This is a genomic window from uncultured Reyranella sp., assembly GCF_945957355.1.
Taxonomy (GTDB): domain Bacteria; phylum Pseudomonadota; class Alphaproteobacteria; order Reyranellales; family Reyranellaceae; genus Reyranella.
Map to the genome: position 1 here is coordinate 18,930 of NZ_CAMFKM010000029.1, position 18,533 is coordinate 37,462.

An 18,533-nucleotide genomic window follows, 5' to 3' on the forward strand; every position below is an offset into this window, starting at 1 on the left:
GGAGGAAACGTGAAACTCAACCGTCGTACGACCCTGGCCGGCGCCGCCGCACTGGCCGCAGGTTCGCTGTCCAGGGCCGCCTTCGCCCAGGCCTACCCCAGCAAACCGATCAAGATCGTCGTTCCCTTCGCGGCCGGCAGCGCCACCGATCTGACGGCGCGCGGCCTGGGCGCCAAGCTGCAGGACATCCTGAAGCAGCCGATCGTCATCGAGAACAAGCCCGGCGCCAGCGGACAGCTCGGTGCTTCGGCCGTCGCGACGGCGCCGGCCGACGGCTACACCCTGATGATGGGCACGAACACGACGAATGCCGCCAACGGCGCCCTGTTCAAGAAGCTGAGCTACGACATCGACAAGGATTTCGCGCCGATCATGCGCTGCGTGATGGGCGTCAATGCGCTGGTCGTGAACAACGAGCTGCCCGTGAAGACCACCGCCGAGCTGGTGGACTACGCGAAGAAGAATCCCGGCAAGCTCAACTATGCCGAAGCCAGCGCCTCGCAGCGCCTCTCGGGCGAGATGTTCAACCAGCTGGCCGGCGTGAAGATGGAACGGGTGCCCTACAAGGCGAGCCCGCAGGCACTGGGTGACGTGGCCTCGGGCCAGGTCCAGGTGATGTTCCCCGACCTGCCGCAGGCACTGACCCAGATCGAGGCCGGGCGCGTGCGGGGGCTCGCGACCACCGGTCCCAAACGCACGACCGTCACGCCCAACCTGCCGGCAATCGCCGAAACGGTGCCGGGCTATTCGCTGGTCTACTGGCTGGCTGTCTTCGCGCCGGCGGCGACGCCGAAGGACATCCAGAAGGTCCTCGCCGACGCCATCGCCGAGGCGCTGAAGGACCCGGCGACCGCCAAGGCGATGACGCAGGGCCGCATGGAGATCGCCCCGCTCGCGCTCGACGCGTTCGCGGCCTACGTGAAGAGCGAAACCGCCTGGTGGACCAAGGAGATCAAGGCCGCCGGCATCGAGCCGGAGTGAGCGCCATGAGCAAGGTCATCATCGAAAAGGACGGTCCGGTCAAAACCATCTGGATGAACCGGCCGGAAAAGCGCAACGCGCTCGATAGCGAGCTGATGCGCGAGATGATCGAGGCGCTCCAGGCGCCCGTCGCGGCCGAAGATCGCGTGGTCGTAATCCGAGGCAAGGGTGACGTTTTCTGCGCCGGCCTTGACATGGCGGAGCGCCGCGAGACGATCGGCGGCGGCAATGCCAGCGGCATCGAGGTGATGCTGCGCGCGGTCGAGCTCTGTCCCCTGCCTGTCGTCGCAGTCGTCCATGGCGACGCCATTGCCGGCGGCAACGAGCTGGCGCTCCATTGCGATATCGTGGTGGCGAGCCAGAAGGCGCGCTTCGGCATGTCGCTGGCGCAGGTCGGGCTCGCGCCCAACTGGTTCCTGGGCAAGAAGCTCATGGAAGTGCTGGGGCCGGTCACGACCCGCGAGATGCTGCTGCTGGGCGATCCCCTGCCCTCGACCAAGCTGCATGCGCTGGGCCTGATCGCCCGTTGCGTGCCGACCGACCAGCTCGAGGCGGAGGCCGCGAAGGTCGTCGACCGGCTGGCCGCCAACGCACCGCTGTCGCTCAAGGCCATGAAGGCGCTGACGGTGAAGCAGCTGGAGTTCCGTGACGGCATCAAGCATGACGATGTCGACGCGCTCGTCCAGGCGGCAATGAAGAGCCAGGACGCACAGGAAGGCATGAAGGCGCGGCTGGAGAAGCGCACCGCCCGGTTCCAGGGAAAGTAGTCATGTCCCTGCGGCTGCGCCTCGACAAACCCTGGCAGCCGCTGACGGCGGAGACCGCACAGCGCCTGCCGGGCCAGCTCGGCGTCTATCAGGTGGCCGATGCCAGGGGCACCGTCCTGTTCATCGGCCAGGCGGGCGCACGTTCGCCCTTCGGCCTGCGCTCCGAACTGCAGCGCGAGCACCGGGAACGCGGCGACGGCTGCCAGTTCCGTGTCGAAGTGAATCAGCAATACCGCACGCGCTGGTTCGAGCTGCTCATGGTGCACAAGGCCGACCATGGCAGCCTGCCGCCCGACAATGCCAAGAACCCGCCCCCACTGGGACGGCTGAGCCCGAGCTGAAGAGGCAGAGATGGATTTCGAGCCCTCCGAAGAACAGCAGATGCTAATCGATCAGGTCCGTCGGTTCGTGCGGGAAGAGATCATCCCGCTCGAAGCCAAGCTCGATCCCGATGCGTCCGAACTCGATCCCGCCGATCACGCACGGCTGGTCGAGAAGACCAAGGCGATGGGCCTGTTCGGCATCGACATCCCGAAGGAGTATGGCGGCCCCGACATCGACATCGTGACGCGTGTGCTGCTGGCCATCGAGATGGCGCAACATCGTGCCGGTCTGTACGTGCCCTGCTACGGCACCTTTGGCGGCGCCGGCCTGGCGCAGATCTTCGAGGCCAACGACGACCAGAAGGAGCGCTACCTCTATCCGACCCTGCGGGGCGAGAAGAAGGCCTTCTTCGGCCTGACCGAACCATCGGGCGGCAGCGATCCCGCGCGCGCCATCCAGACCAGGGCCGAGCGCAAGGACAATGGCTGGGTGCTGAACGGCTCCAAGATCTTCATCTCCAACGCCGATCGCGCACAGTACGGCATCGTCTTCGCCCGCACCGATTCTTCGAAGGGCCGCGCCGGCATCACCTGCTTCATCATCGACAGCGACACGCCGGGTTTTCACGTGCGCCGCGTCGTCCACACCTTGCGCTCCTCGCATTATGCGACCGAGCTCGAGTTCAAGGATTGCTGGGTCAGCGACCACCAGGTGCTGGGCGAGGTGAACAAGGGCTTCGCGGTGGCCAACGACCGCCTGACCCGCCAGCGCATCCCCTATGCCGCGGGCTGCATCGGCGTCGCGATCGCCGCGCACGAGATGGCGATCGAATGGGCCAAGATGCGCTCGACCTTCGGCGAGAAGCTGTCGCATCGCCAGGCCGTGCAATGGATGCTGGTCGACAACGAGATCGACATCCGCACCGCCCGGCATTTCACCCTGGAAGCCGCCGAGAAGGCGCGCCGCGGCCTGCCCTTCAAGATCGAGGCCTCGATCGCCAAGCTGACCGCATCCGAGGGCGGTGGCCGCGTGGTCGACCGCGCCATGCAGATCCATGGCGGCATGGGCATGACCAAAGACCTGCCGCTGGAGCGCTGGTATCGCGAGATGCGTATCCGCCGTGTCGGCGAAGGCCCGAGCGAGGTGCAGCGCATGGTGATCGCGCGCGAGATCCTGGGGAGCAACCTGCGATGAGCACCCCCGGCCCCCTCTCAGGCATCAAGGTCATCGAATTCGGCCAGAACCTGGCCGGCCCCTATTGCGGGCAGATTCTGGCTTTCCTCGGCGCCGAGGTGATCAAGGTCGAGCGTCCCGAGGGCGACGATGCACGCAAATGGGGCCCTCCGTTCGTCGAGGGCGATGCCACGGGCTTCATCGCGCTGAACCGCGGCAAGAAGTCGATTACCTGCGACCTCGCCGATCCGGCGCAGCGCGAGGCGCTGATCGAGCGCATCGGCGCGGCGGACATCTTCGTGCACAACCTGCGCGCCGACGTGCCGGCAAAGTTCGGCTTCGACGGCGCCACGCTCACCAAGCGCTTCCCGCGTCTGATCTATGCCGATCTCGGTGCCTTCGGCCATGCCGGCCCCTGGAAAGACCGCCCCGGTTACGAGCCGATCATCCAGGCCGTCGCCGGCCTCATCTCGCTCAACGGTGATCCGACGGGCCCCGAGGCGCGCATCGGCGTCTCGATCATCGACCTGTCGACCGGCATGTGGACTGCGATTGGCGTACTGGCGGCGCTGGCCAGGCGCACGGCCACCGGCCAGGGCAGCCTGGTGAACACGTCGCTGTTCGAGAGCGGCCTGATGTGGGCGTCAAATCATGTCGCGGGCTGGTCGGTGACCGGCAAGATGCCGCCGCGCCAGGGCACGGGGCACCCCTCGCTCACACCCTACCAGGCCTTCGAATGCAGCGACGGGCCGCTGATGATCTGCCCGGGCAACGACCGGCTATGGCGCAAGTTCGCCGAGGCGCTCGGCCACCCCGAATGGCCGGACGAGGAGCGATTCAGGACGAACGTCCAGCGCGCGGAGCAGCGCGAGCTCCTGCTGGGCATGATCGCCGACATCATGAAGGAGCATCCCCGGGCCTATTGGGCGGCCAAGCTCGATGCGCTGGGCGTGCCCAATGGGCCACTGAACACCGTCCCGCAGGTGATGGAGCTGGCGCAGGTGGCGGCGCTGGCGATGTTCATGCAGCCCTATGCCGGCTCGAGTGCCCTGTTCCACGGCCTGCCCCTCAGCATCGACGGCAAGCGAGCAGGCGGCGACGAGAAGGCGCCAAAGATCGGCGAGCACGACGGCCAAGTCTGAGGGCGAAAGCCGAGGCCGAATCTAACCCACGAAGCTCAGGCAGTAGTCACGCACCTGCTGGAGCGGGATGCGCGCATGGCTCTGCACGATGATGAACTTGCCGCCGGGATCCGTGCCGTTCGGCAGCCTGACCAGGCGCTCGAAGTCGTCGGCGCCCCAGACGCAGGATTGCTCAGAGAACAGCTGTACATCGGATGTGTAACAAGTATCCCACTCGGCGTGATAATCGTAGAGTGTGCCGCTGATCTCAGCCGTGCTGGTATAGAGTGAATATTCCGTCCACGGCACCTGGAACGGCTTGCGGGCCTTCCAGAGCACCAACGAGGTCATCGCACTGAGGCGGGCCCCGCGCAACTGGTCGAGGGTCATCCGGGCAAGGTCCCCATGCAGGATGTTCGGCGTGACCGAAAGGCCGTGCGACCTCGGATCGTAGGGGATGCCGATCACCTCCGACGCACTCTGCCACCAATCGTGGTGCTGCTTGGGCTCCCAGCGGGACAGGGCTCTATTATATTGCACGAAGGTCCGCGAATCGAAGTCGCCGACGCAGCAGACGTCGGAATCGAGAGTGAAATAGCCAGCGAAGCCCAGAACCGCCGGCACGTGCAGCTTCACGATCTGCTGCCGGTACCAGCCGGTCATCCAATAGAAGGAGCTGAACGCCGGGAAGAAGTCGCGCTCGCGGCGCACGGTCACTTCGATGTTCGGAAAGCGCGGCAGGTTGGACCGCAGCAGGTCTGCGTCGCGGTTGGGAGCGATGATCAGGAGTTCGAAGGGCTTGCTGTCGCGCCAGTGCTTGGCCAGCGACTCGATCAGGAGACCGGCACGCTCCAGATCGCCCAGGCGCTTGATGTTGCGCAGGGCGAGCGGGAGGATTCCTTGTCTGATCTCGGAAAACATGCGGGGCTACACTCTCCAACTATATATGGGCATCACCAACTCCATATCAATCGATAGGTTAAATTATTGCACTGCCAACTGAGCGGCACATCGACCCACGTCGCAAGAAGACCTGTCCCAGGCAGGCAAAAAAAACGCCGGGCCCAAGGGCCCGGCGAGTCAAACAGGGAGGCTTCACGTCTGGGAGACGTAGGATCATGAGGATCCCGAGTTTCGAACGCGATCAGCCGAAACCGTTCGTGTCGAATACCTGTGCTTAACCTATGCCTCATCAGAGGGAATGGTAGTGGTGAAGATTTGGACACTGGCATGCGACGCGCGCATGCCTTTCACCAACTATGCAATCCTGCAACTCTAAAGCATCAGAAACGTGTCTCCGCGACCTTCCGCAGCAAGAAATCCCGGAATACGGCGATCCGCTTAGAGTGCCGCAATTCTTCAGGGTACGTGAAATACACATCGGTGGTTCGGACATTGAGATCCGGCAGCAGCATCTCGAGTTTGGTCGATTCGCGCGCCAGATAGTCGGGCAGCGAGGCGATGCCGAGGCCGGACTCGACGGCGCGGAAAATGCCGTAGGTGTTGTTGACCCGAAGCACCACGAGCCGCGGATTCTGCTCGGCATTGCCCTCGCGCAGCAGCCAGTTCACATCCTGGACGGGGGCACGCGCATCCTCGCCAAAAATGATGAGCCGATGCTGGCCGAGTTCGTCGATCGTGGTGGGCTTGCCGTATTTCTGAACGTAGCCGTGCGAGGCGTAAACGTGACTGCGCACCGTCAGCAGGTGACGCTGCACGAGCCCGGGCTGGCGCGGCATGACCATTCGGATGGCCACATCGGCTTCGCGCATGCCCAGGTCGAGCTCGTTGTCGGACAGCACGAGGCTGACGTCGATCTCGGGATAGAGCGCGATGAACTCGTGCATCTGGGTCGTCAGCCAGGTCGACCCGAAGCCGACCGTTGCGTGGATCTTGAGACGCCCGGCGGGCTTGTCCTGGTTGGCCCGCAACAGCGCCTCGGCGGTGTTGACCTTGGCGGCCATGTCGCGCGCGGTGCGGTAGAGCAACTCGCCCTGCTCCGTCAGGATGAGACCGCGTGCATGGCGATGAAACAGCATGACGCCGAGCTGCTCCTCGAGCGCGCCGATCTGGCGCGAGATCGCCGACTGGCTGAGCTTCAGCGATTCGCCCGCATGGGTGAAGCTGCCGGCATCGGCCACGGCCTGGAAGATCCGCAGCTTGTCCCAGTCCATTTCATTGCCTCCCTGTGCCTGCCTGCTGCTTCACTCGGCAGCCTGAGCGTGTCGCGTCTCCTGTCCTGCCAGCCACCTCTCGGCTTCGAGCGCCGCCATGCAGCCGGTGCCCGCGGCCGTCACCGCCTGTCGGAAGACCTTGTCCTGGACGTCGCCGGCCGCGTAGACGCCCTCGATGTTGGTTGCAGTCGAATCGGGCCTCGTGATCAGATAGCCCTCGCCGTCCATCTCGAGCTTGCCCTTGAACAGTTCGGTGTTGGGCGAATGGCCGATCGCCACGAAGAAGCCGTCGGTCTTGATGTCCTGAACGGCGCCCGTCTTCACGTTGCGCAGTCGCGCACCGGTGACGATCGGCGCCGGCATCTTCTCGCCGAGAATCTCCTCGACGACGTGATCCCAGACGACCGTCACCTTCGGATTCCTGAACAAGCGGTCCTGCAGGATTTTTTCCGCACGGAAGCTGTCGCGGCGGTGAACCAGCGTCACCTTCGAAGCGTGATTTGTCAGATAGAGCGCCTCCTCGACAGCGGTGTTGCCGCCGCCGACCACGACCACGTCCTTGTTACGGAAGAAGAAGCCGTCGCAGGTCGCGCAGGCAGAGACGCCGCCGCCGCGGAAAGTCTCCTCGCTGGGCAGGCCCAGCCACTTCGCCGTGGCGCCGGTGGCAACGATGAGGGACTCGGCCTCATACCGGTCCCCTGAATCGCCCAGGCAGACGAACGGACGCCGGGTCAGGTCAACATCCACGATCGTGTCGAAGAACAGCGTCGTGCCGACATGCTCGGCCTGCTTCTGCATCTGCTCCATCAGCCACGGGCCCTGGATCACGTCCGCAAAGCCGGGATAGTTCTCCACGTCGGTCGTGATCGTGAGCTGCCCGCCGGGCTGGATGCCCTGCACCAGCATCGGCTTCAGGCTGGCGCGGGCAGCATAGATGGCCGCCGTGTAGCCGGCCGGCCCCGAGCCCAGGATCATTACCTTGCTGCGATGAGTTTCTGCCATGACTACTCCGCATCCCGCCAACCGCATATCTTCGACATATATGCAAACCTCGCCTGAGTTGCACGACTAGATGTCGATTTCACACGCAATTGTTCACAGCCAAGTGGCGAATTCTCGCAACTTTATTGCGCGCCCGGCACAGTTCTGGCATAGACCGCGGCCAACGGAGGAAAACGGATGGCTCGGGCCAAGCTCGATCGAATTGACCGGCGAATTCTCAGCGACTTGCAGTCCAATGGACGCATGACGAACGTGGAGCTGGCCGAACGGGCCGGGATATCAGCGCCGCCCTGTCTGCGCCGCGTGCGCGCCCTTGAACGGGCCGGCATCATCAAAGGCTACCATGCGGAACTGAGCCCCGAGTCGCTGGGCTACAGCGTGTCCGTCTTCGCCCTGGTGGGCTTGAACAGCCAGGCAGAAGCCGACCTCAAGTCCTTCGAGGAGCTGATCGCCAATTGGGACGAGGTCCGCGAATGCCACATGCTGGCCGGCGAGGCCGATTTCCTGCTCAAGATCGTGGCAGAGACCTGGGACGACTATCAGAAATTCCTGACCACCCGCCTCACCTCTGCACCCAACGTCAGCCACGTGAAATCCATGATGGTGTTCCGCACCGCCAAGGAAGTTCCCGGAGTTCCCATTTCGACGGAGGCATAGCGTCGCCGAAATGGGGGCGAGCGGCAGCGGTGGTAACAAACCGCGGACAGCCCGCGCGGTAGCTATGGAGCAAGGATAGATGACCGACGTCACTTTCGAGATCCTGCACCGCGTCGCCGACGCTTTCGCCCGGCGCGACGTCGACGGGATCGTCAATTCCTTCGCCGAGGACGGCGAGTTCCGCAACGCCAGGGGCCCCGACTACTGGGGCCAGAGCTTCAAGGGCAAGGCGGCGATCCGCAGCTACTTCGAGCCGCTGTTCGCCAACACCGGCGACGTGAAGTGGACCCATACCAATGAGTTCATCTGCGGCGACCGGGCGGTGACCGAATGGCACCGGACCGCGACCCTGAAGACCGGCGAACGCCAGGAATGGCTGGGCTGCGACCTCTACACCTTCCGTCGCGGCCTCATCGTCATGGAGGACACTTACATCAAGGTTGTCGGCTGAGCCCCTTGTGGGAAACGCCGTGTATTGATAGCGTGCCAAGAATACACGGCGTTATCACAAAAGCCGAAGGTCGTGAGCCATGAAGAACCTCTTCCAGACGTCCAAGATCCTGCTGCTCGACCTGGCATCGACGCTGCTCTTCCTCGCCATCTACGTTCTCACGGGAAATCTCTTCCTCGCCGTCGGGCTCGGTATGGCTCTGGGCATCGCCCAGATCGGCTGGCAGCTCGTCCACAATCAGCGCGTGGAGGCGCTGCAGTGGCTCAGCCTCGTGATCATCTTCGCGTCGGGCGCGGCGACGTTCATCACCGACGACCCACTTTTCGTCATGCTGAAACCCAGCATCATCTACGTCATCGTCGGCATGGTCATGCTGAAGCGCGGCTGGATGACCCGCTACCTGCCTCCGATCGCGCAGGCGACCGTACCCGACCTCGCCATCACCTTCGGCTACGTCTGGGCGGGGATGATGTTCTTCTCGGCCGGGCTCAACATCGTGCTCGCGCTGGCGCTCGACGTCACGAGCTGGGCGGCCGTGAAATCGGTCTGGGCGATCGGCAGCAAGGTCGGCCTGTTCGGCATCCAGTATGCGATCATGAAGTCGACCGGCATCCGCCGGGCGCGCGCCATGATGGCGGCTAGTTGAACTGCACGCCCACCACTTCGTAGGACTTGCCGCCGCGCGGCGTCTGAACCTCGACCCGGTCGCCGACCGTCTTGCCGATCAGCGCCCGGCCGATCGGCGAGGTGACGGAGATCCGGCCCTTGGCGAGGTCGGCCTCGTAGGGACCGACGATCTGGTACTTCACCTTTTCGTCTGTGTCCTCATCGGCCAGGCGCACGATGGCGCCGAACTTGATGACCTTGCCGGTCAGCTTGGAGAAGTCGATCACCTCGGTCCGCGAGATGATGTCCTCGAGCTCGGCAATGCGTCCCTCGATGAAGCTCTGCTTCTCGCGCGCGGAAGTATACTCGGCGTTCTCCGAGAGATCGCCGTGCTCCCGCGCCGTTGCGATCGCCTTGATGATCGCCGGGCGCTCCACGCTCTTCAGCACTTTCAGTTCTGCCTCGAGGCGCTGAAGCCCTTCGGCCGTCATCGGAATACGTTCCATTGCCAAATCGTCCTTGATCACTCGTACGGCGTCAACGCCCAACGCAGCCGGAAAAACGGAGTGCAATCCGGCACGTTGCAGGCGGGAGCGGCGTGGAAAGGCCTAGAAGGCGGTCTTGAAGTAGGACTGCAGGGGTGCCACGTCGAGCGCCCCCTCCTTCGCCGCAGCAATGCCCTCGACCGACGCCTTGGCGCCAGCGACCGTCGTGTAGTAGGCGATCTTGTGCATCAGTGCGGTGCGCCGCAGCGTGAAGCTGTCGGTCAGGGCGCCAGCGCCGTCGACCGTATTGAAGACCAGCTGCACCTTGCCGTCCTTCATTAGGTCCACGATGTGCGGCCGGCCCTGCAGCACCTTGTTGACCTGCTGCGCCTCGATGCCGTGCTTGTGCAGAAATTCCGCCGTGCCGAGAGTCGCCACGACCTTGAAACCGAGATCCACCAGGCGCTTCACCGGCTTCACCATGGCCTGCTTGTCCTGGTCCTTGACCGAGACGAACACCACGCCCTCCACCGGCACCTTGCTGCCGGCGCCGAGCTGAGACTTCGCGAAGGCACGGCCGAAATCCATGTCGAGGCCCATGACTTCGCCCGTCGACCGCATCTCGGGGCCGAGGATGATGTCGACGCCGGGGAAGCGCGCGAAGGGGAATACGGCCTCCTTGACCGCGATGTGCTTGCCTTTCGCCTTCTTGATGCCGAGCGACTTCAGCGCCTCGCCGGCCATCAGGCGGGCCGCGAACTTGGCGATCGGCTGGCCGGTCGCCTTGGCGACGAAGGGGACGGTGCGGCTGGCACGCGGGTTGACCTCGAGCACGTAGACGTCGCCGTCTTTGACCGCGAACTGCACGTTCATCAGGCCGACGACATGCAGCGCCTTCGCCATTGCCTCGGTCTGGCGCTCGATCTCGGCCAGTATCTTGGACGACAGCGAATACGGCGGCAGCGAGCAGGCCGAGTCGCCGGAATGAATTCCCGCCTCCTCGATATGCTCCATGATGCCGGCGACGAAAACGTTCTGGTCCTTGTCGGCCAGGGCGTCGACATCGACCTCGATGGCGTCGCGCAGGTAGGAGTCGATCAGCACCGGATTGCTGCCCGAGACCTTCACGGCGTCACGCATGTAACGCTCGATGGCCGCGCGATCGTAGACGATCTGCATGGCGCGCCCGCCCAGCACATAGGACGGACGGATGACCACCGGATAGCCGATCTTCTCGGCGATCTCGATCGCCTTCTCCTGCGATGTCGCCGTGCCGTTGTCGGGCTGGCGGAGCTTCAGCTCTTGGATCAGCTTCTGGAAGCGTTCGCGGTCCTCGGCGAGGTCGATGGCGTCAGGCGACGTGCCCAGGATCGGGATTCCGGCAGCCTCGAGCGGCTTGGCGAGCTTGAGCGGCGTCTGGCCGCCGAACTGCACGATGAGCCCAAGCAGTTCGCCTTTCGAGCGCTCGACCTCGACCAGCTCGATGACATCTTCGGCGGTCAGCGGCTCGAAGTAGAGCCGGTCGGCCGTGTCGTAATCGGTCGACACGGTCTCGGGGTTGCAGTTGACCATGATGGTCTCGTAGCCGGCGTCGCGCAGGGCGTAGACGGCATGGACGCAGCAATAGTCGAACTCGATGCCCTGGCCGATACGGTTGGGACCGCCGCCCAGGATGATGACCTTGCGCCGGTCGGTCGGCTGCGACTCGCACTCGGCCGGGCGCACACCGTCGCCCTCGTAACAGGAGTAAAGATAGGGGGTGCGCGATTCGAATTCGGCAGCGCAGGTGTCGATACGCTTGAAGACCGGCCGAACGCCGAGTGCGCGGCGTTTCTTCGCGACCTCGCCCGCCGGCTGCTTCGTGAGTTCGCCCAGACGCTCGTCCGAGAAACCCTTTTTCTTGAGATCGAAGAAGGCCTTGGCGTCCGTAGGCAGTCCGTCCTTGCGCAGGTTCGCCTCGATGGTGACGAGCTGCTCGATCTGGCGTAGGAACCACGGCTCGTACTTCGACGCGCGGGCAATCTCCTCGACGGTGAGGCCGTGGCGGAAGGCCTGGGCGATCACCAGGATGCGGTCGGGCGTCGGCAGGGCAAGCGCACCGGCGATGGCCGACTTCTCGGGCGCGCCCTTGATCTCGATCTCGTTCAGGCCCGTGAGGCCGGTTTCCATCGAGCGCAGCGCCTTCTGAAGCGATTCCTGGAAGGTCCGGCCGATCGACATGGCCTCGCCGACGCTCTTCATCGACGTGTTGAGCAGAGCCTCCGCACCCGGGAACTTCTCGAAGGCGAAGCGCGGCATCTTGGTGACGACATAGTCGATGGTCGGCTCGAACGAGGCCGGCGTCTCGCCGGTGATGTCATTCAGGAGCTCGTCCAGCGTGTAGCCGACGGCCAGCCGCGCCGCGACCTTGGCGATCGGGAATCCCGTCGCCTTCGAGGCCAGCGCCGAGGAGCGCGAGACGCGCGGGTTCATTTCGATCACGACCATCCGGCCGGTCGCCGGATCGACGGCGAACTGCACGTTCGAACCGCCGGTATCGACGCCGATCTCGCGCAGGCACGCGATCGAGGCGTCGCGCATGATCTGATATTCCTTGTCGGTGAGCGTCAGCGCCGGCGCGACGGTCACCGAGTCGCCAGTATGCACGCCCATCGGATCGACGTTTTCGATCGAGCAGATGATGATGCAGTTGTCGTTGCGGTCGCGCACGACCTCCATCTCGTACTCTTTCCAGCCGAGCACGGATTCTTCGACCAGTACCTCGCCGACCGGCGAGGCGTCGACGCCGCCCGCCACAATCTCGAAGTATTCGTCGCGATTGTAGGCGATACCGCCGCCGGTGCCGCCCAGGGTGAAGGACGGGCGGATGATCGCCGGCAGGCCGACGCGGTCGAGCGCAGTCGCCGCCTCTTCGCGATTGTGCACGACCTCGCTCTTGGGGCATTCGAGCCCGATCTTGGTCATGGCATCGCGGAACAGCAGCCGGTCCTCGGCCTTGTCGATAGCCTCGGCATTGGCGCCGATCAACTCGACGCCGTACGTCTTGAGCCGCCCGTCGCGATGCAGCGCCATCGCGGTGTTGAGTGCCGTCTGGCCGCCCATGGTCGGCAGGATGGCGTCGGGCTTTTCCTTCTCGATGATGCGCGCCACGAAGTCGGGCGTGATCGGCTCGACATAGGTCGCATCGACCAGGCCGGGATCGGTCATGATCGTGGCCGGGTTCGAATTGATCAGGATGACGCGATAGCCCTCGTCCTTCAGCGCCTTGCAGGCCTGAACGCCGGAATAGTCGAACTCGCAGGCCTGACCGATGACGATCGGACCGGCGCCGATGACGAGGATGGATTTGATGTCTGTGCGCTTGGGCATGATTGCTCTTATTTGCCCTTGCTCTTGTCGATCATCTCGACGAACCGGTCGAAGAGATAGTGACTGTCGGTCGGGCCGGGCGAGGCTTCGGGGTGATACTGGACCGAGAAGGCTGGCTTATCGGTGCAGCGCAGGCCTTCGTTGATGCCGTCGAACAGCGAGACGTGCGTCACCTCGGTGTTCTCGGGTAGCGATTCGGGGATGACGCAGAAACCGTGGTTCTGCGACGTGATCTCAACCTTGCCGGTCGTCAGGTCCTTGACCGGCTGGTTGGCGCCGCGGTGGCCGCGTTCCATCTTGCGGGTCTTGCCGCCGAGCGTCAGCGCCAGGATCTGGTGACCGAGGCAGATGCCGAACAGCGGCACTTTCCTGTCGAGCACGGCCTGGATGGCGGGCGACGCATAGACGGCCGTCGCCGCTGGATCGCCGGGACCGTTGGACAGGAACACGCCGTCGGGCTTGTGGCGCAGGATGTCCTCGGCCGAGGCCGTCGCCGGCACCACCGTGACCTTGCAGCCGGTATTGGCGAGGCAGCGCAGAATGTTGCGCTTGGCGCCGTAATCGACCGCGACGACGTGATATTTGGGCTTGGTGAGCTTGCCGTAGCCTTTGCCCAGCGCCCACTTGGTCTCGTCCCATTCGTAGGTCTGCTTGGTCGTGACCTCGAGGGCCAGGTCCATGCCATCTAGACCCGGCCAGTCGAGGGCGATCTGGCGCATCTTCGGAATGTCGAACTTGCCGTCCGGCGCATGCACGACCACGCCGTTGGGTGGGCCGCCGTCGCGGATGCGGCGCGTGATGGCGCGCGTGTCGACGTCGCAGATACCCGGCAGATTGTGGCTCTTCAGCCAGTCGTTGAGCGGCTTCACCGACCGCCAGTTAGCCGGCTCGGTGATGTCGCCGCGCAGGACGACGCCGCGGGCGGCCGGCGTGATCGTCTCGATATCCTCGAGATTGGTGCCGACGTTGCCGATGTGCGGAAAGGTGAAGGTGATGATCTGGCCGGCATAGGACGGATCGGTGATGATCTCCTGATACCCGGTCATCGAGGTGTTGAAGCAGACCTCGCCCACGGCATAGCCGGCGGCGCCCACTCCCTTGCCCCAGAAGACCGTGCCGTCGGCCAGCACCAGCGCGGCCGTGGCCCAACGCGGCGCGGCGTCGTTCGCGCCGGCGGTCTTAGGTGAAGTCATGATGATTTGCCCGTTCGTGCGGCTCGCGCGGCCTCGCCCCGGACCCGGCATGGGCGAGGCGATCGGCAAGCCGGCCGCGTTGTAACCAAGCCGCCGCAGAGGGTCAAGGCACGGAAGGCAGCCAATTTCTAAGCTATTTCAATAACTTATTTGCTTTGCCAACAGCATCCGGGACGATTAGTTTCCGCCCCTTAGCCCTCGGGCGAACCAACAGGACCCAAGCGATGCTGCGCGAGAAACTGACCGAAGCGATGAAAGAGGCCATGCGCGCCAAGGATCAGGCCGCGCTGGGCACGATTCGCCTCATCCTGGCCAAGCTCAAGGACGTCGACATCGCCGCCCGCACCGAGGCCAGCCGCGAGGGCGTGGCCGACGACAAGATCCTGTCGATGATGCAGGGCATGATCAAGCAGCGGAACGAATCGATCACCCTTTATGACAAGGGCGGCCGCGCCGATCTGGCCGAAAAGGAAAAGGCCGAGATCGCCGTGATCGAGCGCTTCCTGCCACAGCAGATGGATGAGACCGCTGTCGAGGCCGCCGTGCGCGAGGCCATCGCCGCCGCCGGCGCCACCTCGATCAAGGACATGGGCGGCGTCGTGGCTGCCCTGAAGGGCAAGTACGCCGGCCAGATGGACTTCGCCAAGGCGTCAGCCGCGGTGAAAAAAGCATTGAGCGCCTGATCTTCCCCGCTATCCCCTATGGCGTGGCCCTCGCGCGAGGGCCATTTTAGGGGATGGCCTTCCCCCCGGGCTTCCTCGACGAACTGCGCGCGCGCCTCAGCCTGTCCGACATCGTCGGCCGGAAGGTGTCGCTGAAGCGCCGGTCGGGCGCGGAGTACGCGGGCCTCTGCCCCTTCCACAACGAGAAGTCGCCGTCCTTCACGGTCAACGACAAGAAGGGCTTCTACCACTGCTTCGGCTGTGGCGAGCACGGCGACGCCGTGGGCTTCGTCATGAAGACGGAGGGACTTTCCTTCCCCGAATCGGTCGAGAAGCTCGCCCGTGAGGTCAACCTGCCAGTGCCGCGCGCCACTCCGGCGGAACGCGAGCGCGTCGAGCGCGCTTCGACCTTGCAGCAGGTCGTCGAACTGGCCGCCCAGTGGTTCCAGAAGCAGCTCCGCCTCCCGGTGGGGCGCGATGGCCTCGACTACCTGCGCGGCCGCGGTCTCTCGGATGCCACGATTGACGACTTCCGGCTGGGATTTGCGCCCGATTCGCGCGACGGGCTCATCGCCGCCCTGAAGCGCGAGGGCGTGCCGATCGAGAAGATCGTCGAGGCGGGGCTCGCCATCCAGCCCGAGGACCGGCGCGAGCCCTACGACCGCTTCCGCGGCCGCGTGATATTCGTCATCAACGACCGCCGCGGCCGGGCTATCGCCTTCGGCGGCCGGGTCATGGGGGGCGGCGAGCCCAAGTACCTGAATTCCCCGGAGACGCCGCTCTTCCACAAGGGCGCCAACCTCTACTGCCTCGACCGGGCCCGGCAGGCCGCGACCAAGGATCAGCCCGTCATCGTGGCCGAAGGCTACATGGACGTGATCGCCCTCCACGCCGCGGGCTTCACGGGCGCCGTCGCGCCGCTCGGCACCGCTCTCACCGAGGGCCAACTGGGCGAACTCTGGAAGCTGGCAGACGAGCCCTATCTGTGTTTCGACGGTGACAATGCCGGCCGTCGCGCCGCCTCGCGCGCCGCCGAGCGGGCCCTGCCCCTGCTGCGTCCCGGCAAGAGCCTGCGCTTCCTCGCGCTCCCGGCCGGCGAAGATCCCGACAGCCTGGTCCGGACGCGCGGGCCCGAAGCGGTCCATCGTGTGCTCGATCTCGCCCGACCGCTGTCCGACGTAATCTGGGAACTCGAAGTCGAGGGCAAGCCCGCGGACACGCCGGAGAGGCGGGCCAACCTGCAGCGCAGCGTCGAACAGCGGGTGGCCGAAATCGCCGATCCCATGGTCCGCGAGTACTACCGCACCGAAATGCGCAACCGGCTGAACCGCATGCGACGCCCAGAATCGCCGGCCTGGCAGCCCGGCGGCGCCCGCAGGCCGTTCCGCCGCCCGGGCGATCCCGAGCCCGCGCCCTTTGCCGCCGGATCCGCAGCCCGCCGGGCGGGAGACGGCCTCGATGGTTCCCGCCAGGAACGGGTCCTGCTGGGCGCGCTGATCGAGCGGCCGGCACTGCTCCACATACTGGCCGAGGATCTGGCGTCCCTGCCGATCGGCCATCCCGAGCTGGCGCGCCTGCGCAGCGGGCTGCTGGATGCCCTTTCGCTGGTACCGTCGGGAGTGGACCCAGCCGCCGACGAGGCGGCGGGTGACCCTTCGCTCGAGGCACAGCTAATAGGACAGCATCTGGAGCGGATCGGCCTGGGGCGCCTGGCCGCTGAAACCCGGCTAAAGGCCCGGAATGCCTTCAAGGACGATCCGGCCGATCCCGATGGGTGGGTTGGGCAGTGGCGCCGTGCCGCCCGCCATCTCAGCCATCTGCAGGGCGGCCCGGAGGAGCTCAAGCGGGCCGAGGAGGCCCTCGCCGAGGACATGTCGGAAGAGAATTTGCAGCGGCTGCAGGCCATCCTCGATCGCATGCGGCGCGAAAACATTGAATCCAATGCCATGTAGCAGGGCCGCGCAGATTCAGGGGCCTGCCCCTATCGCTGCTTGCACTGAAGCCCCATATAGTAGAAGGGTAGTTTTCGCGGGGCCGCCCTCCCGCCTCCCCTTCTTACAGCCAAATAACGGCCCTTTGGCCGTTCTATCCGTTTGTCGCACCCAAGGATTTGAGTAAATGGCGACCAAAACCGCGACCGTAGCGCAACCCGAAGTCACCGACGCCCGCGAGGAGGGTCCCGACGCCCCCCTGCTCGACTCTCTTGGCGCCGAACTGAAGAAGCTCGTACAGAAGGGCAAAGAGCGGGGCTACGTCACCTATGACGAGCTGAACGCCGCCCTGCCGCCTGACGAAGTGTCCTCCGAGCAGATCGAGGACACGATGGCAATGCTGTCCGAGGCCGGGGTCAACGTCGTCGAGGCCGAAGAGCAGGAAGACACTGCCTCTGCAACGCAGACCGAGCCGGCCAAGACCGCGGTGGTCGCCGCCGAGGCGACGGGCGAGGACGAGGAGCTCGGCCGCACCGACGATCCCGTTCGCATGTACCTGCGCGAGATGGGCAGCGTGGAGCTGCTGAGCCGCGAGGGCGAGATCGAGATCGCCAAACGCATCGAGGCCGGCCAGGACAAGATGATCGGCGGCATCTGCGAGAGCCCGATGACGATCACGGCGCTGCTGCACTGGCGCGACGCGATCAACGAGGGCCGCATCCTGCTGCGTGACGTGATCGACCTCGAGGCAACCCAGGGCGGTGGCGCCCCCGGTGAGGGCAAGGGCGTGAACGCGGCCGCCGCCGCTCCCGCCGCGCCGCCGATGCCGCGCCCGGCCATGACGCCGAAGCTGGTGCGCCCGGCGCCAGCGGCGGTGAACGGCGAGGGCGGCGAGGCGCCCGCTGCGGAAGGGGCTGAGGAGGACGACGAGAACGCGCTCTCGCTGTCGGCGCTCGAGGAGAAGCTCAAGCCCGAGGTGCTGCGCACCCTCACCAAGATCTACAAAGTCTATATCGAGATGTCGAAGGTGCAGAACCGGCGCCTGTCGACGCTCGCGCGCGGCCAGAAGCCCAGCGCCGACTTCGAGAAGAGTTACGAGAAGCACCGCAAGAAGATCGTCGAGCTGGTGCGGACGGTGCACATCAACGCTGCCCGCATCGAGCAGCTCAAGCTGTCGCTCTACGATCTAAACCGCAAGCTGATGATGCTCGAGGGCAAGCTGCTGCGCACGGCGGAGAGCTTCCGCATCTCGCGGCAGGACTTCCTCGATAACTATTTCACGCATGAGATCGACCCCAACTGGCTCGAGAAGGTCGGCAAGCTGCCCGGCCGGGGCTGGAAGGATTTCGCCAAGAAGCGCGCACCCGAGATCGAGAAGATCCGGTCGGAAATCAAGGAAATCTCCGATCACTGTGGCGCGCCGATCTTCGAGTTCCGCCGCATGTGCAAGACCGTCCAGGACGGCGAGCGCGAGATGATGCGGGCGAAGAAGGAGATGATCGAGGCCAACCTGCGCCTCGTGATTTCGATCGCCAAGAAGTACACCAACCGCGGCCTGCAGTTCCTGGATCTCATCCAGGAGGGCAACATCGGCCTGATGAAGGCGGTCGACAAGTTCGAGTACCGCCGCGGCTACA

The 18,533-nt window shown here is 64.9% G+C and carries 17 protein-coding genes; 11 read left to right on the top strand and 6 right to left on the bottom strand.

The genetic code is table 11. The features are described from left to right. Window positions 1-9 precede the first annotated feature (9 nt). Genes Q0Q48_RS26780 through Q0Q48_RS26800 form a run of 5 tightly spaced genes read left to right on the top strand, consistent with a single transcriptional unit; the run spans window position 10 to window position 4,387 of the window. Window positions 10-981: a tripartite tricarboxylate transporter substrate binding protein gene (locus tag Q0Q48_RS26780; RefSeq protein ID WP_295145190.1), complete on the top strand. Its 972-nt coding sequence runs from the start codon at window positions 10-12 to the stop codon at window positions 979-981. Between the two features lie 5 nt (window positions 982-986). Next, entirely contained in the window at window positions 987-1,748 is a 762-nt protein-coding gene (locus tag Q0Q48_RS26785) for an enoyl-CoA hydratase/isomerase family protein (protein WP_295145193.1), read from the top strand. A gap of 2 nt (window positions 1,749-1,750) precedes the next feature. Beyond that, a complete protein-coding gene (locus tag Q0Q48_RS26790) occupies window positions 1,751-2,089 on the top strand; it encodes a hypothetical protein (protein ID WP_295145195.1) in 339 nt (112 codons plus the stop codon). A 10-nt stretch (window positions 2,090-2,099) separates the two neighbouring features. After that, window positions 2,100-3,266: an acyl-CoA dehydrogenase family protein gene (locus Q0Q48_RS26795; RefSeq protein ID WP_295145197.1), complete on the top strand. Its 1,167-nt coding sequence runs from the start codon at window positions 2,100-2,102 to the stop codon at window positions 3,264-3,266. Then, window positions 3,263-4,387 carry a CoA transferase gene (locus Q0Q48_RS26800; RefSeq protein WP_295145200.1) on the top strand — a complete coding sequence of 375 codons (1,125 nt, stop codon included), beginning with the start codon at window positions 3,263-3,265 and terminating at the stop codon, window positions 4,385-4,387. The genes Q0Q48_RS26795 and Q0Q48_RS26800 overlap by 4 nt, the downstream gene beginning before the upstream one ends. A gap of 21 nt (window positions 4,388-4,408) precedes the next feature. On the opposite strand, the gene Q0Q48_RS26805 is transcribed toward Q0Q48_RS26800, so the two are convergent. The 3 genes from Q0Q48_RS26805 to trxB all read right to left on the bottom strand — a co-directional run bounded on the left by Q0Q48_RS26805 (window position 4,409) and on the right by trxB (window position 7,542). Continuing rightward, window positions 4,409-5,287 carry a DUF6492 family protein gene (locus tag Q0Q48_RS26805; RefSeq protein ID WP_295145203.1) on the bottom strand — a complete coding sequence of 293 codons (879 nt, stop codon included), beginning with the start codon at window positions 5,285-5,287 and terminating at the stop codon, window positions 4,409-4,411. Window positions 5,288-5,649: 362 nt separating this feature from the next. Next, on the bottom strand, window positions 5,650-6,540 hold the full coding sequence (locus Q0Q48_RS26810; protein WP_295145205.1) for a LysR family transcriptional regulator: 891 nt from the start codon (window positions 6,538-6,540) through the stop codon (window positions 5,650-5,652). 30 nt (window positions 6,541-6,570) lie between these two features. Continuing rightward, window positions 6,571-7,542 (bottom strand): thioredoxin-disulfide reductase, encoded by a 972-nt coding sequence (trxB, locus tag Q0Q48_RS26815; protein ID WP_295145208.1) that lies wholly within the window; start codon window positions 7,540-7,542, stop codon window positions 6,571-6,573. Between the two features lie 177 nt (window positions 7,543-7,719). On the opposite strand from trxB, the gene Q0Q48_RS26820 reads away from it, so the two are divergent. The 3 genes from Q0Q48_RS26820 to Q0Q48_RS26830 all read left to right on the top strand — a co-directional run bounded on the left by Q0Q48_RS26820 (window position 7,720) and on the right by Q0Q48_RS26830 (window position 9,296). Further along, window positions 7,720-8,199, top strand: coding sequence for an Lrp/AsnC family transcriptional regulator (locus Q0Q48_RS26820; protein WP_295145211.1), 480 nt, complete (start codon window positions 7,720-7,722; stop codon window positions 8,197-8,199). A 79-nt stretch (window positions 8,200-8,278) separates the two neighbouring features. Continuing rightward, window positions 8,279-8,650 (top strand): nuclear transport factor 2 family protein, encoded by a 372-nt coding sequence (locus tag Q0Q48_RS26825; RefSeq protein ID WP_295145213.1) that lies wholly within the window; start codon window positions 8,279-8,281, stop codon window positions 8,648-8,650. A 79-nt stretch (window positions 8,651-8,729) separates the two neighbouring features. Further along, window positions 8,730-9,296, top strand: coding sequence for a septation protein IspZ (locus Q0Q48_RS26830; RefSeq protein ID WP_295145216.1), 567 nt, complete (start codon window positions 8,730-8,732; stop codon window positions 9,294-9,296). Here Q0Q48_RS26830 and greA read toward each other — a convergent pair. From greA to carA, 3 genes are all read right to left on the bottom strand, one after another. Then, window positions 9,289-9,762: a transcription elongation factor GreA gene (gene greA, locus Q0Q48_RS26835; protein ID WP_295145219.1), complete on the bottom strand. Its 474-nt coding sequence runs from the start codon at window positions 9,760-9,762 to the stop codon at window positions 9,289-9,291. The two genes, Q0Q48_RS26830 and greA, sit on opposite strands and share 8 nt — an antisense overlap. 102 nt (window positions 9,763-9,864) lie before the next feature. Continuing rightward, window positions 9,865-13,110 carry a carbamoyl-phosphate synthase large subunit gene (gene carB / locus Q0Q48_RS26840; RefSeq protein WP_295145222.1) on the bottom strand — a complete coding sequence of 1,082 codons (3,246 nt, stop codon included), beginning with the start codon at window positions 13,108-13,110 and terminating at the stop codon, window positions 9,865-9,867. A gap of 8 nt (window positions 13,111-13,118) precedes the next feature. Next, window positions 13,119-14,303 carry a glutamine-hydrolyzing carbamoyl-phosphate synthase small subunit gene (gene carA / locus Q0Q48_RS26845; RefSeq protein WP_295145224.1) on the bottom strand — a complete coding sequence of 395 codons (1,185 nt, stop codon included), beginning with the start codon at window positions 14,301-14,303 and terminating at the stop codon, window positions 13,119-13,121. A gap of 224 nt (window positions 14,304-14,527) precedes the next feature. Here carA and Q0Q48_RS26850 point away from each other — a divergent pair, with 224 nt between their 5' ends. The 3 genes from Q0Q48_RS26850 to Q0Q48_RS26860 all read left to right on the top strand — a co-directional run. Next, on the top strand, window positions 14,528-14,986 hold the full coding sequence (locus Q0Q48_RS26850) for a GatB/YqeY domain-containing protein (RefSeq protein WP_295145226.1): 459 nt from the start codon (window positions 14,528-14,530) through the stop codon (window positions 14,984-14,986). Window positions 14,987-15,039: 53 nt separating this feature from the next. Further along, complete coding sequence (gene dnaG, locus Q0Q48_RS26855) at window positions 15,040-16,917, top strand: DNA primase (protein WP_295145229.1); 1,878 nt, start codon at window positions 15,040-15,042, stop codon at window positions 16,915-16,917. A gap of 166 nt (window positions 16,918-17,083) precedes the next feature. Further along, window positions 17,084-18,533 (top strand): sigma-70 family RNA polymerase sigma factor (locus tag Q0Q48_RS26860; protein ID WP_295145232.1); only part of this gene is annotated, 1,450 nt, incomplete at its 3' end.